General features: G+C 42.8%; 12 protein-coding genes. 8 read left to right on the top strand and 4 right to left on the bottom strand.

The window, feature by feature from the left end:
* Positions 1–144: 144 nt before the first annotated feature.
* Entirely contained in the window at positions 145–453 is a 309-nt protein-coding gene (locus ZOBGAL_RS01160; protein WP_013991629.1) for a hypothetical protein, read from the bottom strand.
* A 443-nt stretch (positions 454–896) separates the two neighbouring features.
* On the opposite strand from ZOBGAL_RS01160, the gene ZOBGAL_RS01155 reads away from it, so the two are divergent.
* The 6 genes from ZOBGAL_RS01155 (at position 897) to ZOBGAL_RS01130 (ending at position 15256) form a co-directional block, all read left to right on the top strand.
* Entirely contained in the window at positions 897–5063 is a 4167-nt protein-coding gene (locus tag ZOBGAL_RS01155; RefSeq protein ID WP_148560677.1) for a hybrid sensor histidine kinase/response regulator transcription factor, read from the top strand.
* 243 nt (positions 5064–5306) lie between these two features.
* Positions 5307–8414, top strand: a complete 3108-nt coding sequence (locus ZOBGAL_RS01150) for a SusC/RagA family TonB-linked outer membrane protein (RefSeq protein ID WP_013991627.1) — start codon at positions 5307–5309, stop codon at positions 8412–8414.
* A gap of 17 nt (positions 8415–8431) precedes the next feature.
* Positions 8432–9895 carry a RagB/SusD family nutrient uptake outer membrane protein gene (locus tag ZOBGAL_RS01145; RefSeq protein WP_013991626.1) on the top strand — a complete coding sequence of 488 codons (1464 nt, stop codon included), beginning with the start codon at positions 8432–8434 and terminating at the stop codon, positions 9893–9895.
* Between the two features lie 191 nt (positions 9896–10086).
* The gene (locus tag ZOBGAL_RS01140) at positions 10087–11409 is read left to right on the top strand and encodes an MGH1-like glycoside hydrolase domain-containing protein (protein WP_013991625.1); all 1323 of its coding nucleotides are present in this window, start codon (positions 10087–10089) and stop codon (positions 11407–11409) included.
* Between the two features lie 52 nt (positions 11410–11461).
* Positions 11462–13459 carry a six-hairpin glycosidase-like protein gene (locus ZOBGAL_RS01135; RefSeq protein ID WP_158499700.1) on the top strand — a complete coding sequence of 666 codons (1998 nt, stop codon included), beginning with the start codon at positions 11462–11464 and terminating at the stop codon, positions 13457–13459.
* Positions 13460–13522: 63 nt separating this feature from the next.
* Positions 13523–15256, top strand: coding sequence for a hypothetical protein (locus ZOBGAL_RS01130; RefSeq protein ID WP_013991623.1), 1734 nt, complete (start codon positions 13523–13525; stop codon positions 15254–15256).
* A gap of 132 nt (positions 15257–15388) precedes the next feature.
* On the opposite strand, the gene ZOBGAL_RS23455 is transcribed toward ZOBGAL_RS01130, so the two are convergent.
* Positions 15389–17029, bottom strand: coding sequence for a family 16 glycosylhydrolase (locus tag ZOBGAL_RS23455; protein WP_013991622.1), 1641 nt, complete (start codon positions 17027–17029; stop codon positions 15389–15391).
* A gap of 430 nt (positions 17030–17459) precedes the next feature.
* Here ZOBGAL_RS23455 and ZOBGAL_RS01120 point away from each other — a divergent pair, with 430 nt between their 5' ends.
* Both ZOBGAL_RS01120 and ZOBGAL_RS01115 read left to right on the top strand, forming a co-directional pair.
* On the top strand, positions 17460–18023 hold the full coding sequence (locus ZOBGAL_RS01120; protein ID WP_013991621.1) for a TetR/AcrR family transcriptional regulator: 564 nt from the start codon (positions 17460–17462) through the stop codon (positions 18021–18023).
* A gap of 187 nt (positions 18024–18210) precedes the next feature.
* Positions 18211–19074: an alpha/beta fold hydrolase gene (locus tag ZOBGAL_RS01115; RefSeq protein ID WP_013991620.1), complete on the top strand. Its 864-nt coding sequence runs from the start codon at positions 18211–18213 to the stop codon at positions 19072–19074.
* Between the two features lie 119 nt (positions 19075–19193).
* On the opposite strand, the gene ZOBGAL_RS01110 is transcribed toward ZOBGAL_RS01115, so the two are convergent.
* Together ZOBGAL_RS01110 and ZOBGAL_RS01105 are read right to left on the bottom strand one after the other, a co-directional pair.
* The gene (locus ZOBGAL_RS01110) at positions 19194–20027 is read right to left on the bottom strand and encodes a sialate O-acetylesterase (RefSeq protein ID WP_013991619.1); all 834 of its coding nucleotides are present in this window, start codon (positions 20025–20027) and stop codon (positions 19194–19196) included.
* Positions 20028–20109: 82 nt separating this feature from the next.
* Positions 20110–21747 (bottom strand): sodium:solute symporter, encoded by a 1638-nt coding sequence (locus ZOBGAL_RS01105; RefSeq protein ID WP_013991618.1) that lies wholly within the window; start codon positions 21745–21747, stop codon positions 20110–20112.
* Between the last annotated feature and the right edge of the window lie 25 nt (positions 21748–21772).

The raw sequence follows: 21772 nt of genomic DNA, 5'->3' as shown, positions 1-21772 counted from the left end.
ACGCAAATGATTTAAACGGATAAAGGTCGGCCATCAAAGCCGACCTTTATTGTGTTATACCCCTTCGGTAACTTGATTATGGCGGTCCGAAACTGTCCTAAGTCAAACCGATTCGGCTTAGGGAACATTAATGCGTATTCCGTTTTATAACTGTGAGTGGATGAAGTTTACATACTCTTCCATAAGGGCGTCATAGAGCATGTCTAAGCGGTGATGAAAATCTTTGGTCATCGGAAAGAGAAAATCTTTAAAGCCGATCTGCAATTGCATTTGCCCGTTGATCTGCCCGTATAAAAAATCGTAATCATAGCACGCCTCATCCTTCGACTCCAATGGTTGGGCGGCAAAATATAACATCCCCAATTTGGTTTTACGATAGGAATATCGCACATCAAATGAAATGGAAGGATAGTGTTTTGTGTATTCAATGAGTGGCGAACCGTCTATAGGCATGTATTCTGGTTTTGGCTTGGTTAAATCTTAAGAACCTGTCCAAAATGTACCATAAATTGAGAAAAAGAAATAGAATATTCGTCTAACGTGCCATATCTAAGACGTAAGTCGGTTCTTGACGAAACGAATAGGTACGTAGGGAAAGCAAACAGCTATTGGAAGAAAAATAAGAGAGGAAATTCCAGCGGATCTAGGTAGTGAAAAACTAATGGATCTTTACGGAAGAATTTCTTCAAGAACCTTCACTGTTAATTATAATTTCATGAATTTAGCCATATATTAAAAAAGGGGAAGGCCGTGCAATGAGCAAAGCTAGTAGTAACCCCCAACATTAACGCATATTTAAACCGTTTCCCCTGTCTTACTTCAATAGCTTTTTCTGTCTGCCGAGATCAATACGGTTCAAAAACCTGCTTTGTACAAGCGTGTTTGCCTTGTCGGCCATGGCCTCCTCCTTGGCACAGGGTTTTGATTATAAGATCAGTGTTCTTAACAATGAACTCAGTATCACGGACAATGTGGCGTCTTCTTTTTACAAGGATAAAAAAGGATTTTTGTGGATCGGTAAGATGGATGGCCTGTATCAATATAACGGCTACGACTATGAGGTCTTTCCGAATACCTTTAATGGTAAAACAGGACTGAGCAATCCTTGGGTAACAAGCCTTAACGGATTACATGACTATTTGGTGGTAGGTACCAAAAACGGGCTAAATCTCTTCAATAAGACCAATCGCAGCTTTGCTTACATTTTTCCGTCGGAAACCAATCCGAAACGAAGTAGTTATATAACGAGTGTAGATATTGGTTTCAATAAAAAGGGAATGTATGTGGGCACGACAAACGGGCTCTTTTGGGTTCTTCTTGACCCCGATGGTTCTTACGTGATTCAAGAAATCGATTTTAAGGGATATAGTGCTACGGCCGATGATCATCCCGAAGTACACCAAATCATTGTCATATCGGAAGGAGTGTTACTACGGACTTCAAAAGGGCTTTTCTTTTTAAGGATAAATTCCCATGTGGCCGAACCCATGTATGTAGGCTTGGATAAGGGGGAAGGCTTCCTTGAAAACTTAGAGACCTTACATCTTACCAATTCGGGGGAGTTGCTGATCTTTTCAGAGGGTAACACCTATTTTTCCGATTTAGGTATTACCACAGAAGAGAATCGTTTATCGATTAAGGCCCAAGCCATTTACGATAAGTACAAAAATTGGCCACGTCCGGTTCAGATCAACAATTTTTTGGAAGATATAAAGGGAAACATTTGGATAGGTACCGAAGGAGAAGGTTTGTTCGTGTACAATAAACAAAATGCAAATTGGAGAAATTACCGGCATAAGATCAATCGGGCCAATGTATTGAAAAACGATTATATAAGAACATTGTATGAAGATCCTTCAGGAATGATCGTGGTCGGTACCGATGCCGGCGTCAGTACCGTTATTACCTTGGATAGTAGGTTTCGTACGATCAATAAAATCGATAAGGAAGGGCAAGCAGGGGCCGACATTATCAACGTTCACGGAATTTTGGAAGATGCCGACCATAATTTATGGCTAGGAACCCGGGGAAAGGGACTTTTCGTACTGAATTCGGAAGAGCAAATACAGGTTGACTCCGATACGAATGGTGCATTGGGGCATGTGAGGTCAATAATTCAGGATAGGGACGGGGCCATATGGATCGGTACACAAGGAGGAATCTTTATCATAGATAAGTTTTTAGGGGGCGATCGTGAACTAAAGGACCATTTTTACCATAAAAAGGCAAGTCTTTTGCCCGGTAAGCGTGTTTACTCGATCTTAGAGGATAAAGATGGGAACAAATGGATCAGTACGGCCGGGGGGTTATACGTGTATAGCGTAGCGGGAAAACTAAAACAGATAACCAACACGGCCATTGCGACCTCCCTCGATAACAAGATCATTTATTCCTTATTGCTTGATAGTAAAGGAACCCTCTGGTTCGGAACACTGAACGGAAGGATAGCCTATTTGGAGTATAAAGACTATGGGATTCAAATTTCAAAATACGGTAACTTGGGTAAGCCGTTGAATTTTAAAATTATCAGGATAGACAAGACCTATAAGAAATACTTTGAGAACTACGAATCTTATAATCTTTGTGAGGTTGCCGATAATAAAATAATGGTAGGGACCAATTTTGGAGTTTGTGAAATCGATTTTATAAAGAAGGAAATAAAACCCTTCTTTCCATTGAACAGTTCGTCAGATGTGTTGAACCTTGGTAGGGGCTATGTATATGGTTTATTGTACGATAAAGCCAAGAATACGCTTTGGGCAAGTTCCAATAATGGAATATTCACCTATAATTTAGATACTTCCGAACTGGAACGCTATGGTGTAAAGGATGGTCTGCAATCTTTGGAATTCAATGGCAACTCTGTATATGCCGGTAAGTCGGGTAACTTCTATTTCGGTGGGGCAAATGGCTTGAATAGTTACGATTCGTCAATCGATATCAGTAAAAACGACTATAGGCCGAACCTCGTTTTGACCCGTTTGATCGTCAACGGCAAACCTGTTAAGGTAAATGATGGAAGCCAGATACTGTCCGAAGAAGTATCCTATGCCAAGGGCATTCAATTAAGAGCGAAACAAAATACGGTAGGACTCGAATTTGCATCCTTGCATTTGCCGTATAGCAGCAATAACACCTATAAATGTAAATTGATAGGGGTCGATAACGACTGGCGGTTTTTGGGTAACGAAAGGTCTATTAACTATGCGAACCTTCCCCAGGGCGATTATAGGTTTCATCTTTTGGGCACTAATAATGATGGGGTTTGGAACACCGAGGAACTTGTTTTCGAAATACAGGTATTGCCGGCATGGTATGCCACATGGTGGATGAAACTCTTGTGGTACTTGCTTGCCGCCGGAATCGTTATGGCTTTCGTTTTTGTACTAGTGAAGAACAGGGACAGTAGGAACGAAGTGAAAATACAGGAAATAGAACGGAAAAAACTATCGGAAATTTACGAATCAAAGCTAATATTCTTTACCAATATTTCCCATGAACTGCGAACGCCCCTATCGCTGATATCCGACCCTATTCAGAGTTTGATCCAACAAAAAAGGGCCGATCAAGACAATGAATTACTGGGCATAGTCAAAACCAATGTAGAACGGTTGCGAAGGTTGGTCGACCAAATAATGGATTTTAGAAAATACGAGTACGGGAAATTGGAATTGGATATAAGTGAAGGGGATATAGTCGAGAGTGTTCGGGTCATTAGCCATTCGTTTCTACATGTTTCTAAGATAAAGAATGTTAAGTATAAGGTGAAACTGCCTGAGGAACCCTTGTTCATGTTCTACGATCACGATAAGGTAGAGAAGATTTTGTACAACTTATTGTCAAATGCGTTCAAGGCCGTACAAAATGGGGGACAGGTAAAAGTATCGATTGGGGCTTTGAGTACAAAAAAGAAAAGGTTTGGAGGGAAAAAATATAAACTCATCTGTGGGGAAAGGGAATATCCAGATCCCGATAACCATATTTTTTTGAAGGTAGAGGACAATGGTGTTGGAATTTCCAAGGAACATGTACAAGATGTTTTTGATCGTTTTTACCAAGACGATACCACAAATTCAGGAACGGGCATAGGCCTATACATGGTCAAACAACTGGCTGAATTGCACTTTGGCTCCGTTTTGTTGAAAACGAGGCATAATAAAGGGGCCTCTTTTGTGGTGCTCCTTCCAAAAAACAAAGATTTGTACAAGGTCTCAAAAAGGGTGCTGCCCTCGGTCATGCCTCCTGAAGTCGCTATCGAGACATTTCAAGAGCCTGTTCCCGAAGAAGCATTGACCGTTGCTAAGGTAAAAGATTATAGTGTGGCCATTATTGAAGATAATGATGAATTACGAATGTATTTAAAGCGGATCCTGCAAGGTAATTTTAATGTATATACTGCAATTAATGGTGTGGAAGGCGTCGATTTGATTCGGGAAGTGACCCCCGATGTAGTTGTCAGTGATATCTTGATGCCCGAGATGAACGGCCTTGATCTGTGCAAAAGGATAAAAGGTGATTTCGAAACGAGCCATATCCCTATAATTATGCTTACCGCCCGGGCCTTCGATCAGCAAATAGTAGAAGGTATAAATTCGGGAGCCGATGCCTACCTGACAAAACCCTTTAACAAAGATATCTTGATCGCCAAGATCAACAACCTGATCAAAAGCCGTGAAAAGCTTCGTTTGATGTTCCAAAATGCAAAAATCTTAGAGCCGTCGGAAGTGACCGTAACCTCCATAGATGAAAAGCTGTTGTGGAAATTAAAGCAAACGATCGAAGAGAATATACAAGACCAAAACCTGACCTTGGAAAAACTGGCCACTGAGGTTGGGGTCAGTAGGGCCCAGTTGTTTAGAAAAGTAAAAGCTTTAACTGGATTAACCCCGAACAATTTTATAAAATCAATTCGCCTAAAGTATGCGGTCTTGCTTCTTGAGGAAGGAAAATTCCAGATTTCGGAAATTGCCTTTCTTTCTGGATTCAAGGAAGCAAGTTATTTTTCAAGATGCTTTAAAGAGGCCTACGGATGTAGCCCCAAAGAGTACAAAAAAGGCAAATAATGCCTTCCCTCTAAAATCCCTTTTCCATTCTTCACCGGGTGCCGTATAAAGTGTTCCCCCTTCCCAATACCCCTGTTTTTAGGGTGTTTGGTACTATTTTATATGTATTTGATACGTAGGGATAAGTTTTGAAGCCGATCATTCCGATAATTTTACCCAAAACAAATCCCTTTCTTTTGAAACGTATTTGTGAAGCCCGCTCAAACGGGTTTATGAACCGAGCTAACTTAAAACTTTAAATCTATGAAGAAACAAATTAGGGGCCTGATCTCTAAAGCCAGGGTTGTCGGCTTTTTAATCTGCAGTGTTGCTTTTGCGTATAACGCGAATGCAAACTACAAATCGCCATTCCCGACGGATGCGAAAGACAAAGAAATAACGGGTAACGTTGTAGACGACCAAGGTATACCTTTACCTGGGGCGTCAATCGTGGTCAAAGGTACTATGAAGGGTGCCTCTGCCGATTTTGACGGTAATTTTACACTTCAAGTGCCTGCAGAAGACGCGGTATTGGTAATATCATACTTAGGGTATAAGACCCAAGAGATCAGTGTAGGTTCATCATCCCATATTGTGGTGCAGATGGAGCCTGAGGCCAATTCTCTTGAGGGGGTAATGGTCGTTGGATATGGAAAACAAAAGGTTAAAGACCTTACCGGAAGTGTCGGTTTTGTCAACGAAAGTGTTTTAAAGGAAAGCTCGGTACCTACGGTTTCACAAGCGCTTCAAGGCAAAGTTGCCGGGGTGCAGATTACTGCTGATTCCGGCGAACCGGGAGGAGGCATCGCTGTTAGGATTAGGGGTACGGGTACATTTGGTAACAATGATCCCTTATACGTTATTGACGGATTTCCAACAAAATCGGGCATCAGTTCGGTAAACCCATCGGATATCGCTTCGATTTCCATTCTTAAGGATGCCGCAGCATCTGCTATTTACGGTGCACGAGCGGCCAATGGGGTGATCATAATTACGACCAAAAAAGGGAAGGCCGGTGTGTCTAAGATCAATATTGAGAGCTATTATGGTTTTCAACAAGCGGCCAACCAGATCGATGTATTGAATTCGCACGATTATGTGATGATCACTAAAGAGGCTTACAGAAACTCAGGTCTACCTGACGATGAGTTTTGGGGAGACCCCAGTGAGTACGGTCCAGGTACGGCCAATCCAACCGATACCAATTGGCAAGATGAGGTATTCAGAAATGCGCCTATTCAAAACCACCAGTTTACCTTTTCAGGAGGATCTGAAAAATCAGATTACCTATTGTCGTTAGGGTATTATGGCTTAGAAGGTATTGTCGTGGGAAGTGGATTTGAAAGAATCTCGGCCCGTATCAATGGTAGTACCAAGTTTTCCGAGAAGTTTAAGGTGGGCACCAATCTGTCCTTGACTACCAATACACAAGATGTAGTGCCCGATGACCATTCTTGGACAAGCGTTCTTTTCGGTGCATTACGCGAAAGACCTATGGTGCCTGTCAAGGATGCCAATGGCGATTGGGGAGGAAACATCGGTCCGGCAGAATACGTTGGTGATGGTGGTAACCCATTGCGTTTGGCCTTGTTGAACTACGATAGCAGAAAAAGCTATAGGGTGCTAGGAAATTCGTATTTGGAGTATAAGCTTTTTAAAGATTTTACCTTTAAAAGTTCCTTTGGATATGATTTTCTATACTCTAAAGGAAAGGATTTCGACCCTACATATACCGAGGGTAGCTCACAGGCCATCCAGAACCAACTCTCCGAAACCTCTTCGATCTATACCACTTGGGTATGGGAGAACACGCTGAACTATACATTCGATTTGGGAGAAGACCACCATTTTGATGTTTTGGCGGGTATTACTAAAGAAGAAAATAGGTACGAAACCTTAAATGCGAGTAGAAAAGACTTTCCCAATAACCAAAAATACATCTGGTACCTAGATGCGGGAACGGGAACAAGGGACAACAGCGGTGGAACTTCGGAATATGCCCTAATGTCTTATTTGGGACGACTTAATTATAATTTTAAAAACCGGTATCTTTTTCAAGCCAATGTAAGGCGAGATGGCTCTTCCCGATTTGGTGAGTCTAACCGCTTCGGTACTTTCCCTTCCGTATCTGCCGGATGGATCATGAGTGAAGAAGGTTTCTACGATAATACAAAGACGTTCAACTACGTAAAGCTACGTGCCAGTTACGGTAAATTGGGGAACCAAGATATTTATAGCAACTACCCCTGGGCCAATAACCTAGATTTGGTGTACTATCCTTTTGGTACCTCGCAGGCAACCGTGCCGGGTTATGCACCTAATGCCGCATCCAATCCCGATGTTACCTGGGAGACTACGATTCAGAGCAACTTCGGACTTGATCTAAAATTGTTCAATAGTAGTGTTTCATTAACGGCCGATTATTTTATTAAGGATACCGAAGACATGTTGTTGACCTTGCCGGCACCGGCTACCTCGGGTTATTCAACAACGGCCTATACCAATGTGGGGAAGATCAGGAACAGTGGTATTGAGTTGGCGCTAGATTATCAATCGCCTTCCGATAAAGCGTTTACGTACAATATCGGCGGTAACTTTACAAAGATCAGGAACGAAGTGAAAGACCTGGGAAGTGTCGATTATATTTGGAGCGATCAAGCGTACTTAGGAGAACGATGGACCCGTACCGAAGTAGGCAAGCCTATTAGTCAGTTTTTCGGATATGTAGCGGACGGACTATTTCAAAACGATTCCGATGTTACCGCCCATGGAATGCAACCCGATGCCAAACCGGGTGATATTCGCTTCGTAGATGTGAACGAAGATGGTGTTCTTGACGATAAAGACCGTACCTATATCGGTGATCCCAATCCCGATTTTACTTTCTCGGCATATGCACAGACGAATTATAAAAACATAGACTTCAGTGTGCGTGTGTACGGTTCTTACGGGAATGATATTTACAATGGTATGATCCGTCAGGTAGAGACGGCCTCGGAACCTTATAACAAGTGGAGCAATATCTTGAACCGATGGACGGGCGAAGGAACTTCCAATTCTGTGCCAAGGGTGACCCGTGATGATATAAACCAAAACACAAGAAGCTCTTCACGTATGATCGAAGATGGTTCTTTTATAAGGATCAAAAATGTACAGTTGGGCTATTCTTTGCCGAAAAGTGTTTTGGAAAAATTAAAAGTAGACCGCCTGCGCTTTTATATCAGTGCCGAAAACTTGCATACGTTCACCTCATACCGAGGCTATGATCCAGAGATGTACCAGACCAAGGGGTCTAGAACCGACCTTGGTGTCGATAGGGCCAAATACCCTGTTGCGAGTTCTTTGGTGCTGGGCGTAAACTTATCCTTATAATTCAAATAAACGAAACCATGAAGAAATACATATATATCACTTTACTGGCTTTAGGCACATACGCTTGTGACGATTCTTTTTTAGATAAGGAACCCTTGGGTTCATTGAGCGTAGGTACTTTTTATACCAATGAAGAAGAGGCCACACAGGCCGTTAACGCCATTTACGACGGAATTCAGAGCTATACCCTCTATGGAGCCATGTCTATTGTAGAAGACGTACAATCGGACGATGCGGAAAAAGGCGGGGGAGGGCCTTCGGATCAACCGGGTATGGATCAAGTGCAAAAGTTCATTGCATCGGCCGACAACCACATTTTTGTAGACAAATGGAAGGCTTATTTTGTACCTGTATTCAGGGCCAACCTGGCAATTCAAAAAATTCAGGAAATGACCGAAGAGAGCATTGATGCCGATGTTAAAAAAACATTGGTGGCCGAAGCCAAGTTTCTTAGGGCATTCTGTTATTTTGATTTGGTGATTCGCTATGGCGATCTACCTATTGTCACCGAACCGAACAGTCCTGAAGATTATGAGATTTCAAGAAGTCCCGAAACCGAGGTTTGGGCGTTCATCGAAGGAGACCTTACTGCGGCCATGGAAGGGCTGAAAACACCTGAAGGTCTATCTGATAACGATTTGGGCAGGGCTACCGTAGGAGCGGCAAAGGCCCTGTTGGCCAAGTCTTATATCTTCCAGAAAAAGTGGAAGGAAGCAGATCCCCTGCTAACGAGTGTGATCAACGATTACGGCTATGATCTTTCCGATGATTTTTCCGCCATTTTCGGCATAGGAAACGAAACCAACAAAGAAGTGATTTTTCAAGTAAACTTCCAGACAGGTGGAGCCAGTGACCGTGAAGGATATAACCGTAACGGTTGGATGTCTCCTAGGTCTTCCGATATTGATTGGGGTGGAATCGGTTTTATGTTGCCGACCCAAGATTTGGTAGACGAATTTGAACCGGGCGATATCCGATTGGAAGCTTCCGTTCTAAGGGATGGCGATTTATTTAGTGGGGATGTCTATAAAGGAGAATGGTCGCCTACGGGATACAACTGTAAAAAAGGCTTGGTTGCCTTTGACGATTATACGGCGGGAACCCCATATTTTGTCGACAACAATTACGTAGTCATACGTCTAGGGGATATTCTTCTCTTAAAAGCGGAAACGCTGAACGAACTCGATCGTACGGGTGAGGCCGTCAACTTTATCAACCCTATTCGTAAACGGGCCGGTGTTCCGTTAATTGATGGAGGTATTGCTAAAGAGGAAATGCGGGAGGCTATTTACCACGAACGAAGGGTAGAATTGTGTTTTGAGCAAAAACGATATTTTGACCTGGTTCGCTGGGGCAAGGCGGCAGAAGTAATGACCGACAAAGGCTATGCTTTTATAGCGGGCAAGAACGAATTGTGGCCCATACCTCAAAGTGAGATCGATATTAACCCAAATTTGGCACCCAATAACCCGAACTGGTAGTTTGGCAATAGATAAGAATTGAGTTAGTTGTGAGTTGAACGAGAACGCTTTTACTGGTCCGTGGGGCTACCGTTAAGGAAGATGCACCATGGACTAGGGCGTTCTTTTCAATTGATTTGAAAACCAAGGGAACACAACTGTTACATAAAAATATGCCCAATTATGATAGGGGCGAATAAATCATTAGATAGATGAAAAAAGCATTTCTACTTTGTATGACCATAGGGATGATGGCGGGCTGTAATCAAAAAAAAACGCCTAATAATAAAGCTATGGTAAATACGGAACTAGCAGATGATTTTACGAATGACGAAAAACTAAAGGAGCTATATGCGCAATTGAGCGAGAGTTTTGTTGGGCAGTCTAAGAAAGTCATCCAACCGGGCGAGGGCTATTTGGAATATCCATATCTCATCCCTTCCGGATTCTATAAACAAATGTGGGATTGGGACGGTTTTTTTATGGGTAACTATTTTGTCAGTAAGGGAAAACCAGAGTATTTAAAATATTGGGCGCTCAACCTTATCAAGGGAATCGATAAGGAAGGCTATGTTTCCGGTTGTGCGACCACCAAGGGTCCCCGGCCTATTTTTGGAAAATTTGCCATGAAGCCTTTTTTGTCGCAAGGCGTTTACTTATCGTCAAAAGGGTTAAAGGATTTTTCTTGGGCCCAACCTTATTACGGGCAGTTGAAAAAAGTATTGGAGTACCGTGAACGTACCCAACAAGATGAAAAAACAGGACTGTTTTATTGGGATATCGCCATGCAAAGTGGTGCGGACAATAATCCGGCCATGAATTATTTTCAAGAAGACAAGCGGTCTTTTTTGGCTCCCGATGCCAGTACCCTGCAATATAAGGAATACCTGGCACAGGCAGGCATTGCTAAAGCACTCGGCAAAGAAAATGACGCTAAGGTATACGCAGAAAAGGCCGAGGCCTTGAAGAAGGCTATCAATACCTATTTATGGTCGAAGGAAGATCAAATGTATTATACGATCGATCGTGAAACCGGACATTTTTATAAAAGGGTGAGTTATTCTTCCTTTGTGCCCCTTATGGCCGGTATAGCCCCACAAGAGGAGGGAAGGGCCATGATTCAAAACCACTTGTTGGATCCAAAGCAAATGAAGGCCAAGTACGGGTTTAGGTCACTTTCGGCAGAAGACCCCGATTACAATAACAAAAATATAATTGTACCATTTTCCAATTGGCAAGGGCCTGTTTGGCCGATTGCCAACTATATCTATTCGATCGGACTGAAGAAATACGGTTTTGAAAATGAAGTAGCCTGGTTGGGGGAAGCCTTGGGTACCTTGTTGTTGAAGGATATAGAAAAACACGATACAATGCACGAAAACTATAGTGCGGAAACCGGTGAGCCGTTGGCGCCCAGTGATGACCATGTAGATGAAAATGGAAATATAGTCGGCTTTGTAAGCTGGAACCTCTGTACCGAAAATATACTTGATGGCGTAGTCAATGACAATTGGATGTTACTTGATATCGATTAAAGGGAAATTGAATATAACACAGATCGTAATGGGAATAAAAAAGCTAATGATTATGGTTGGCCTTTTAGTATCGCAAGGGCAAATGGCGCAGGAGGGGCAACACTGGACAATTGAAAAACCCGATGAAATACGGTTGGACGCTACCCAGAGTTACAACCATCCGTACGACGACAATATAGAAATGTCGGGGAAAAGGGTTTCGGGTATTATTGGCTATTCCATTAACGAAAAAAGGGAGGTATCGATTTCCAGGGAAATTTTCTTCCCACAGTTACGCACCCTACTGAAGACCAATGATGCCGACTGGAAGGCCTACCGCGCCTACTTGAAAGGGGTCTACACCGACAATATCCTGCCCTCTATCGCTATGGGGAATAGGATCTATGTTCCCGGACCCGTAAAAGAGGTAAGGATCAATGGTATGTTGAAAATCGTACACGAGGCGGTAAACGGCGTTAGCCTTAGCCGTACTTTCTTTCCCTCCATGGGTCAACGATTGTTTGTGGAACAATGGACAATGACCAATACCGGTAGCACTCCGGTCGTGTTACATGGCGGGCAGAAGGAAGTCATGGAGACCCTTGATGGGGCAAAAGGGATATATACGATTCATGTCGGGTCGAACATCAAGAAGGAAACCACCTTGGCACCGGGCAAGTCGTATACCTTTTCCATTGGAATTTCGGCCACGATGAACGATGAAGCCAAAATCGAGATTTCCGGAAATGAATACTATAATGAGCGCTTGGCCTTTTTAGACCAAATGAAAAATTCATTGGAACTACAAACGCCCGATCCAACATTGAACACCCTATTCGGGTTTTCTAAGATAAGGGCCTCCGAAAGTATTTTTGAGTCTAAACTGGGGCTGGTACATTCCCCGGGAGGGGGGCGCTACTACGTGGGGTTTTGGGCGAATGACCAAGCCGAATATGTAGGGCCATTTTTTCCGTACTTGGGCTATGATACCGGTAATGACGCCTCATTGAACGTATATCGCCTATTTGCAAAAGAAATCAACGACGCGTATGACAACTTGCCGTATTCCTTTGAAATGGAGGGAGACGCCCCGAAAAGCACCTTGGATCGTGGCGATGCGGCCATGATAGCCTATGGCGCCGCTCAATTTGCCTTGAGTACGGGCGATAAAGAAATAGGCAAAGAACTTTGGCCATTGATAAAATGGTGCTTAGAATACAATAGAAGACAGTTGAACGGTGCAGGAGTAGTGGCATCCGAGTCGGATGAAATGGAAGGGAGGATAGCCACGGGAACGGCCAATTTGTCGACTTCAAGCTTGTATTACGGAGCCTTGGGCCTGGCGGTAAGTCTCGGAAATTCCTTGCACGGAAGTAGTAGTACGACGCGTACGTACGCAAAGCAGGCCAAGGCACTCAAGAAAAATATCGAGGCATATTTTGGGGCTACTATCGAAGGATTGGAAACCTACCGATATTATGATGGACATACGAAACTAAGACATTGGATATGTTTACCCTTGGTTACGGGCATATACGACCGAAAGGAAGGAACGATCCAGGCCTTGTTTGATAAACTATGGTCGGAAAACGGGGTACATGTCGAAAAGAACGACGAGAACAAGGTTATATCTGAAATATTTTGGGACAGGGGCACCCTATATGCCCTTAGGGGAACTTTTTTGGCAGGGGCCAATGCCCAATCTTTAGAGAAATTGGAGGAGTTTTCAAACAAGCGGTTGTTGGGGAGTCGGGTGCCTTATGTGGTAGAGGCCTATCCCGAAGGGAACATGGCCCAACTATCTGCAGAAAGCGGTCTCTATTGCCGGGTGTTTACCGAGGGGGTTTTTGGAATTGTCCCTACCGGACTAAATAGCTTTAAATGTACGCCACGATTGCCCGCGGAATGGGACCATATGGCCCTAAGGAAAGTAAAGGCCTTTGGTGAAGATTTTGATATTTCAGTAAAAAGGCAAGGAAAACTCTTGAAGGTCTCAGTGGTTAAAACTAACGGAACGGTAATACTGAACAAAACGATTAAGGACGGAAAATCGGTTCAGGTGTTCTTTTAAGGGAGTTGGGTAGATCCGGTAGATGAAAATCGGAGATGAGGTTTGTAATCAAATAAAAACACCATGTTGAAAGTGAAGGCTTTGGCCACTCTGATCGTATTGTCAATGCTTGGTACATCTTTACAGGGCCAAGAAAATGCAGGGAAGCGTTCTGAGCTCGATTTGGCCATTGGGTTTAGATTGGGACTCCTTATGGACCCCCAATTGGAGGCAAGTCTTGAAATGACCCAGCAAAAAATTCTTCAATACGGAGTAAAGGAAGTCCGAATTTATGGAGGAGGAAATGCCATAGCCTATAAATACCTCGACATAGAAGGGTTTCCAAAAATTGAACAAGGGGGAAGCCTAGAAGAAAAGGCCAAATATGAAAGGCGGTTACAATGGTTCAAAGATCACGGTGTCAGAATTACCTTGAGTGGGGGAGAGCCCAGTTTGCCCGGAACGGATTATTACAGCGACGACAAGAACAGTTTTTTTAACCTCTATCCAGAGGCCAGGTATCTTGAAAACGGTCTCTTGTGGAAATTCTATGAGGAAAGGACCTATGCCCTTTTTAAAACATTTCCACAGGTAGATGCCACAGATTATTTTTTATGGGAAACCCCAATATTGGACGACCTTAATTATTTTCCGGGAATCAAATGGCAAAAGCCACTTACTTGGCATAAAGGGGAAAACCAATACTATTCGCAAGCGGATTATTTGACCGAGTTCATGGCCGCCGTGATACGGGGCGCCAACCGTGCGCAAAAGGATTTTTCTATTTTGACCTTCAGTCATTATCCCTACCAAGAAAAATTATTGTTGGAGTCGTTGAAAGAACTTGAACGGAGAAATGAGTCCTTTTTGATGGTGCATAAGTCCCAGTCGGGTGATTGGGACCCGTATAAAGGGCCGAATCGTATAATGATGGAAACGGATACCAGGGCCTCCCTATTGTTTGATGGTGTAGGGGAATATTGGGGGAGGTCTTTTATTCCTTATTGTTTTCCGGAAGAGATACAGGTGAGGGTTCAGCATGCCTTAAGCCACAACAAGGCCATACGTACTTTGGCCATGCGTACCTATTGGGAAAAGGACCAGACCCTGTTCGAAAATTACAATGAAGTAAATCTGTATGCCCTGTCACGCTTTGCGAAAGACCCTTATGTAGATGTAGGGAAAGTGTGGGACGATTGGGCGATGGATAAATTCGGAAAGGAGGCGGCACCAGCTATGGTCAAGGCTCTAAAGCGGACCAACGATATCGCTAACTCCGTGTATTACTTTAAGGGAGTTTGGGTGCAGGAACACAGTAAGATGGCCTCGCTTGATTATATGACGGCCCAAGTGCTTCATACCGGAAAATCAATGGTCAAATGGAATCCTGATGATATAAAGAACAATGCTTTGATCGAGGCATTCGTCTATCACCCAACCGAAGAGATTATAAAAATGGCAATGGCCGAACGTGAAGAGGCCTTGGTGTTATGCCATGAATCGATTTCAGATATAGAATCGGTGAAAAAATTCCTCTCAAAAAAAGAGTATCAAAAGGTAAAGGGGCAATTTTTGCTTATGGAAGACTTTGTGAAACTTAGTATGCCCCATATAGAAGCCTATCTGAGATACATCATCAATAGAGACCGCCCAACGGGGAAAAACCGTAGTGCATTGTCCCAAAGTCTTCGAAAGTTAGAGGGCATAGCGGCGCAAATGGATAAAAAATATGGAACGACCAACTATTTGATCTCTAGTGATGCCATCCTAAAATTCGTCGCGGATATCGAAGAACGCATCGAACCTCTACATAACTAATGTTGCGTATAAAAGGAAAGCAGGTCTGTGTTAAGGGTAAAAGTCGCAACAATCGTTTCCGCCCATAATTTTAAAAACGGGCAAAGGAAAATCCCTTTGCCCGTCTGTAATCCTGTAAAAATTGATTTTTAGTTACTCCACGAGTATCTTTTTTGAAACCTCTCCATCCGGGCCACTAATTTTAACGATATATAGACCGCTCTTGAATTTAGATTTGGATTCTAGGAGCTGAACCGAAGTTTGATCGACAACATTTCTTCTTAAGAATGTTCTACCGTTTAAACCGGTGATTTGGACCTCGCCGCTGAAGGGTTTGCCAAAATCGATTGTCAATGGACCGTTTTTATAGGGATTCGGATAAATGTGTATACCTTTTTCCAGTGCTGTTTCAGTCTCATTTTCATTGAGTTGTGAAGCCCCGCTGTTTATTTCAACAAGGTTAAAATCATCGCAATAGGCTTGCCCGGAAGACCAATACCATATGCGATATGATTCCTGAACATTTCCAGTTCTTATCTCAATCTCGCCTTTGGAGTATGAGGTTGTTTTGAATTCAAAATTGCTTATGAGTTCGTTGTTGGATGCTTTACTAATGCCTAGATAAGCCGATGTTCCGGGTGAGCTGGCCTTTCCGAAAGCCGATACCTTATATGAAGTATTCGCTTTTAATGTTACTATCTGGGCGATGCTCGCGTTGTTCACTGAACCGGCATATTGACCTGTCTTTGTATTGTTACTGACAGCCGAAATAGTCCCTGTACTTGCATCCCAATGGGTCAAATCACCAGTTTCGAACCCTTTGTTTTTTAGTGTGCCGACCTCGCTGGTTGGGGGATTGGTAGTGTTACCTGCTGATTTTTCCCAGACCCGAACGTAATCCACATACATCGATGTAGGTATATCCGATAATTTTTCCCTTGCCTTGGCATCGGTTTCTGGATTTATGGCATTGTTCTTATTGTCGAAAAATTTCACAAATGGTTTTCTGAGTCCCAATGAAAGGGTAACGTTCATGGGGCGATGCCAATATTTATTTGGTTTTCGGGCAACCTCGACACCGTCAACATACCATATGATTTCGTTCTGGTTCACTTCACAACCATAGATATGAAAGTCTTTACTCGGGTCCCATGGGGCTCTCCATTTGTTCAACTGTTCTTGAGGGTACATTTTTGGCCTTTTCCAAACCCCCTGTCCGTTTTCTTTGACAACGGCGTGTAGATTTAAGTCCATGTCGTAAATGTCGTCCTGATGGCCTTCATACCAATCGAATTGTTGTAGTTCAACTACATCTATTTCACTGTATACCGTTTCCCCATTGGCTACGGAATAGTCGAAATCACTATAAAGCCAAAACGATGGGCATACGCCTTCACCTATATCCGCTCCTTGGATTTTGGCCTCAAAGTATCCATACGTAAATTTTTGGTACGACTTAAATATCCCAGAGGTGAAATAGGTTCCTCCGTCAGGGGTATTATTGGCGTTATGCCTCATCGTTAGTTCCGCAATTCCGTTGGAAATCTTTACGTTTTTTTGATTGTTCCATTTCCATGCCGATGTATTCGGAAGGTTTCCTGTCTTGATCCATTTTGCCCAGTCGGGGTCATTTTTGTTGAATTCGTCCGAAGCACTCCATTTGATGGTCCACTGATCGTTCGGATTTGAAGTCTTCGTAGGTTGTTGCCCATACACAAGGCCTAGGAAAAAGAGGTAGAAAAGACTTGAAAGTGCAGTTCTACCCATCTTGCCATAAAAATTTGGTTTTTTCATTACTATAATTGTTTTTGTTAGCCGACTAAAGTAGAGGCTATGGTTCAATCTGAGTAATCCAATTTTACCATTTTGTAGTATTATCCTAACTAATTTTAGTAATTTCTTATAAATACTGTAGGAAAGAACCTTAATTAAATTTTGATATGGAATATGTTTTTATTTAAACGTTCGCGGTCGAACGGCCCTCCTTTATTCTTGTTGGACATCTGTTTTCAATAAAGCTCCATGTCATGGTAAGCCCTGTTTTTTCAACTAATTATAGCCATGATCTTCCTTTGTCACTTATTGTGTTTTATAAATCATATCTTCAAGTAAACCGCTCTTTTGGGGGCTTTACCTTTCTTCTAAAATTGAATCGGACCCCGTTTTTGACTAGATTTATTACCGAACGTTTGGTAAAATTGAATGTTTGTTATAGATTTGTCCCATGAGACCGCAAAAAATATTGGATAAAGATTTAATGGTGGCCTTGGCCAAGGTGTTTCGGGCCAAAGGTTATGAAGGAACCAGCTTGGCGGAATTAGCTGAAGTAACCGGTTTAAAAAAGGCAAGTCTGTACCATAGGTTCCCAAAGGGGAAGGAAGCCATGGGTAGTTCCGTATTCAATTATATAGGTGACTGGGTCCAAGCGAATGTATTTGCGGCCCTAGCCGATGAAAGTAATACCCCTGAAGTAAGGCTGAAAAAGGGGTTGAAGCATATTGGAACCTTCTACGATGGGGGGCGGGAAAGCTGTATTTTTAGGGCCTTTTCAATGGAAACCGGGTTGCATTTGTTCGAAAAGAATATTGAGTCCGGAATGAATGAGTGGATAAGTGCCTTTACGAAAATCGGAGTTGCTTTAAAACAGAGTCCCGAATCGGCCAAAGCGAATGCGGTACAAACATTGATCGAAATTCAGGGGAGCCTTATCGTAACCAAAGGATTAAACGATACCGATGTCTTTGAAAAAACCTTACAAAACATAGAGAATAGGTATTTGAACAAATAAAAATTTTTACCCTATTTAATTACCGAACGTTCGGTAAAATTCGTATTTCTGTTATAGTAAAAGGAAAGACGGTAAAAACGTAAGCCGCGATGAAGAAAACCGTTCCGATTTATATGCTTTTCCTGATGTCAAATGACAAAAACGGGGGGTGGCCCATTCAATTATATAAACATAAAACATATCTAAAATGCAAAACACGAAATACAGAAAAACAGTGGTCGAGGGTGTTAACATAGCTTATCGCGAAGCCGGAAATCCTGATAATCCGACCCTGGTATTGTTACACGGATTTCCTTCATCCTCCCATCAATATAGAAAGGTCTTGAACCAATTATCGGACGACTACCATTTAATTGCGCCCGATTATCCGGGATTTGGTAATAGTGATTTTCCTTCGCCCGACGCATATGACTATACTTTTGATCATATAGCCTTGACCATTAACGGGTTTCTAGAGCAAAAGGGAATACATTCTTACGCCCTTATGATACAAGATTACGGTGCACCGGTAGGTTTTAGGATAGCCACGGCCCATCCGGAAAGGGTTACGGCTATTATTAATCAAAATGGCAACGCCTATGAAGCTGGGTTGGGCAAGGCCTGGGCCAGTACAAGGGCATTGTGGGAAAACAGGAACGAGGAAACGGAAAAGGCCTTGTCCGCCGTATTTTCCTTGGAAGGCCTTGAGTGGCAATATACCCATGGTACCAGAAATCCGGAAAATGTTAATCCCGATACCTGGCATTTAGATTATTTGAGGCTATCACGGCCCAATGCACATAAGGTAAATCTTGACCTGTTCTATGATTATCGAAACAATGTAAAATTATATCCTGAATGGCAGAAATATCTAAGGGATAATCAACCACCCCTTTTGATCGTTTGGGGTAAAAACGATAAATTTTTCCCAGAAAGCGGGGCGGAGGCGTTTAAAAAAGATGTCAAGAATTTACATTACCATATCTTCGATACGGGACACTTTGCCCTTGAGGAAGACGGAGACGAAATCATTGAAAAGATCAGGGGTTTTATGAAGGAAGTTATGGTGTGAAGTCCTGTTTGAACATATTAAGTCAAACAAAAAGCGCAAGTGATAAAGACTTGCGCTTTTTTTTTAACTGTTTTATTTGCTTCGCACCATATTTCTAGAGCTTGGTTCTTGATTTGAAATCATTCCCCTTGTTCGAGGGTCCACATTTTTTCGGCATAGCGTTTCCCCAATTCCCTTACCCCATCGGAGTCAAAGTGTACATGGTCTTCCCTTACGGTACAGCCTTTGGAGGAAACGATATGGGCCGTAGGTATGGTTTGGGGCAAAGTATTTATGATCTTGTTCATACTTGCGCAAACACCGCCTTGGTCTTCTCCGACCACCTCACCCGCCAGCAGGGGAACATTTTCAGCCTTCAGCCCTAAATCTTCCAGCATATTCCGGTATACCTTTTTTACGTAGTGGGGCCAATTTTTATCATCTTGGTTGGTCTCTCCTTGATGCAATAGGATGCCTTTGATCACACCGGTTTTCTGGGCTTGTTTTGCCATGGTGATTAAGCGTTCGTAGGGATTTCCGCCATAGGCCTTAATCTTGTCGGTAAACCAACTTTCCTTGTAGGTTTCCGTATAATCCCCGTAAATCTCCTTATCAAATAATCGAATGTCACAACCGCCGATAGCAACATTGATTACTCCTACCGAAATACTGTCCGGTAGTTTTTGTATCATGGTGCGCCCAAAATAGTCGGCAGGGGAGAGTCCGGCCCCGCACTGGCTTAAAGGGGGGATTGCGGTATACCAAAAGCCTTTTTGCTTTCCTACCGCTTTACAATCAGTGGAAGGCATTAGCTTGAACCGGCTACTGACAATAAGGTCTTCTGGCTCTATCGATGCGGAACCTTCCATGTTAGATTGGCCAAAACATAGGTAAATATGAAAATTCGGGTCTTGCGTAAACCCCTTTAGGGAGGTAAAAACAAATAGGATAAGTACAAGAGATCTTGTTCTCATTTTTCTTTTATTTTTTAATTGTTTCGATCTTTAAATGCCATTGATTTTGTTTCCATGTACCGAACCTTGTAGGGCAGGCTTCTTAGGCAAATATGAAATACATGAAAAAACAGGCCATTACCAATAGCAATGAAAGAAACCTGTGGTTTTTGTACCACACGACCCCTTTTAGGGCTTTGGTTTCTTCCTTCCATATTTTTAGGGTCCAAGTGTTTTTCAGGACTTTCTCTTGATCGGGTCTTGGTGTCAAGAGGCTGACCAAAACATTTACGGTTACGCTCAAAACCATGATCAAAGGGGCGATCAATAGGAAATGATACGGAACGCTAACGTTCATGGCGTATTTTACGATCATAAGAAGGGCTGCGACTACAATACCCGAAATCAGTCCCCATAGGGCACCAGCAGCGTTGGAACGTTTCCAGAAGAGGCCGAGGAAAAAAGTCCCCACAATTGGAGGGGCCAGATATGAGGCCACCTCTTGGTAATATGAGACCAGGGAATCGAATTTTTGAATGAAGGGGGCCCATAAAATAGCAATGATGAGTACGACTATAGAGGTAATTCGCCCTACCTTGACCAGCTTTTTACTATCTGCCTTTTTATCTATCATGGAATAAAAATCCATGGTGAATAGGGTGGAAACGGAGCTAAGGGTGGCGCTTAGGGTCGAGGTCAAGGCCGATATCATTGCGGCAAGGATCAGGCCGATCAAACCGACCGGAAGCAATTTGACGATCAACCGAGGATAAACTTGATCGGTGTTGATCCCGTATTCCGATTTTAGGGTAGATCCATCAATGATCTCTTGCGGGAGATTGTCGACCCCGAACAGGTCTATACCTCTTGCCGCTAAGCCTGGGAGGATAAAAATAAAAATGGTGAAGAGGTACAAAAAGCCCACGAACAATACCCCTTTTCTACCATGGTCTACTGATTTTGCCGATAGCACACGTTGCACCATTACTTGGTTGTTCGCCCAAAAATAGAATCCAAGAATGGGGATACCTACCCACATACCTAGCCAAGGCACGGTGGGGTCATCTAAGGGGCGGGTAAGTTTTAACCAGACACCTTGGTCGAAACGGGTATAGAGTTCTTCCCATCCGCCAATTTCATGAAGGGCGAAGAAGAACAGTATGGCCGAACCTATAATCAGTATAGTAGCCTGGATGATGTCGGCATTTATTGCCGAAGATAGTCCCCCGACAATGGTGTAGCTTCCTGCGATCGCCGCCATGATCAAGATGATATAGAAAAGTTCGACTTCAGGAAAGATCAGTTTTATGATCAAAGCCCCCGTATATAAAGTGGCGGCGGCATCTAAAAATACATTTCCGAAAATCGTAATGAAGGAAAAATAATAGCGCGATCGTTTATCAAACCGTTTTTCCAGAAATTCGGGCATGGTGAAAATGCCCGATTTGATATAGAAGGGTAAGAAGAAAAGGGAAAAAAAGACCATGACCAAAACAGATATCCAATTGTAATTGAATACCGCTATACCCGAAATAAAACCTTCTCCCGAATGCCCCATTAGGGTAGAACTCGATACACTGGCGGCAAAAAGAGATAGCCCTACCACCGGCCAAGTCATGTTTCTTCCGGCCAAAAAATACGAAGTAGAGTCAGAGCTTTTCCCGTTTCTCAAAGCCCACCATATAATACCGACAATAAAAAGTATTAGAATGATTATATCAATTGCACTAATATTTATCATAAATCTCCTTTATCTATTCTTCAAA

Origin of the sequence: Zobellia galactanivorans, assembly GCF_000973105.1 — a bacterium.
Classification (GTDB): Bacteria; Bacteroidota; Bacteroidia; order Flavobacteriales; family Flavobacteriaceae; genus Zobellia; species Zobellia galactanivorans.
Note: the sequence above shows the minus strand (reverse complement) of the source record. Positions and strands in the feature narration are given on the sequence as shown.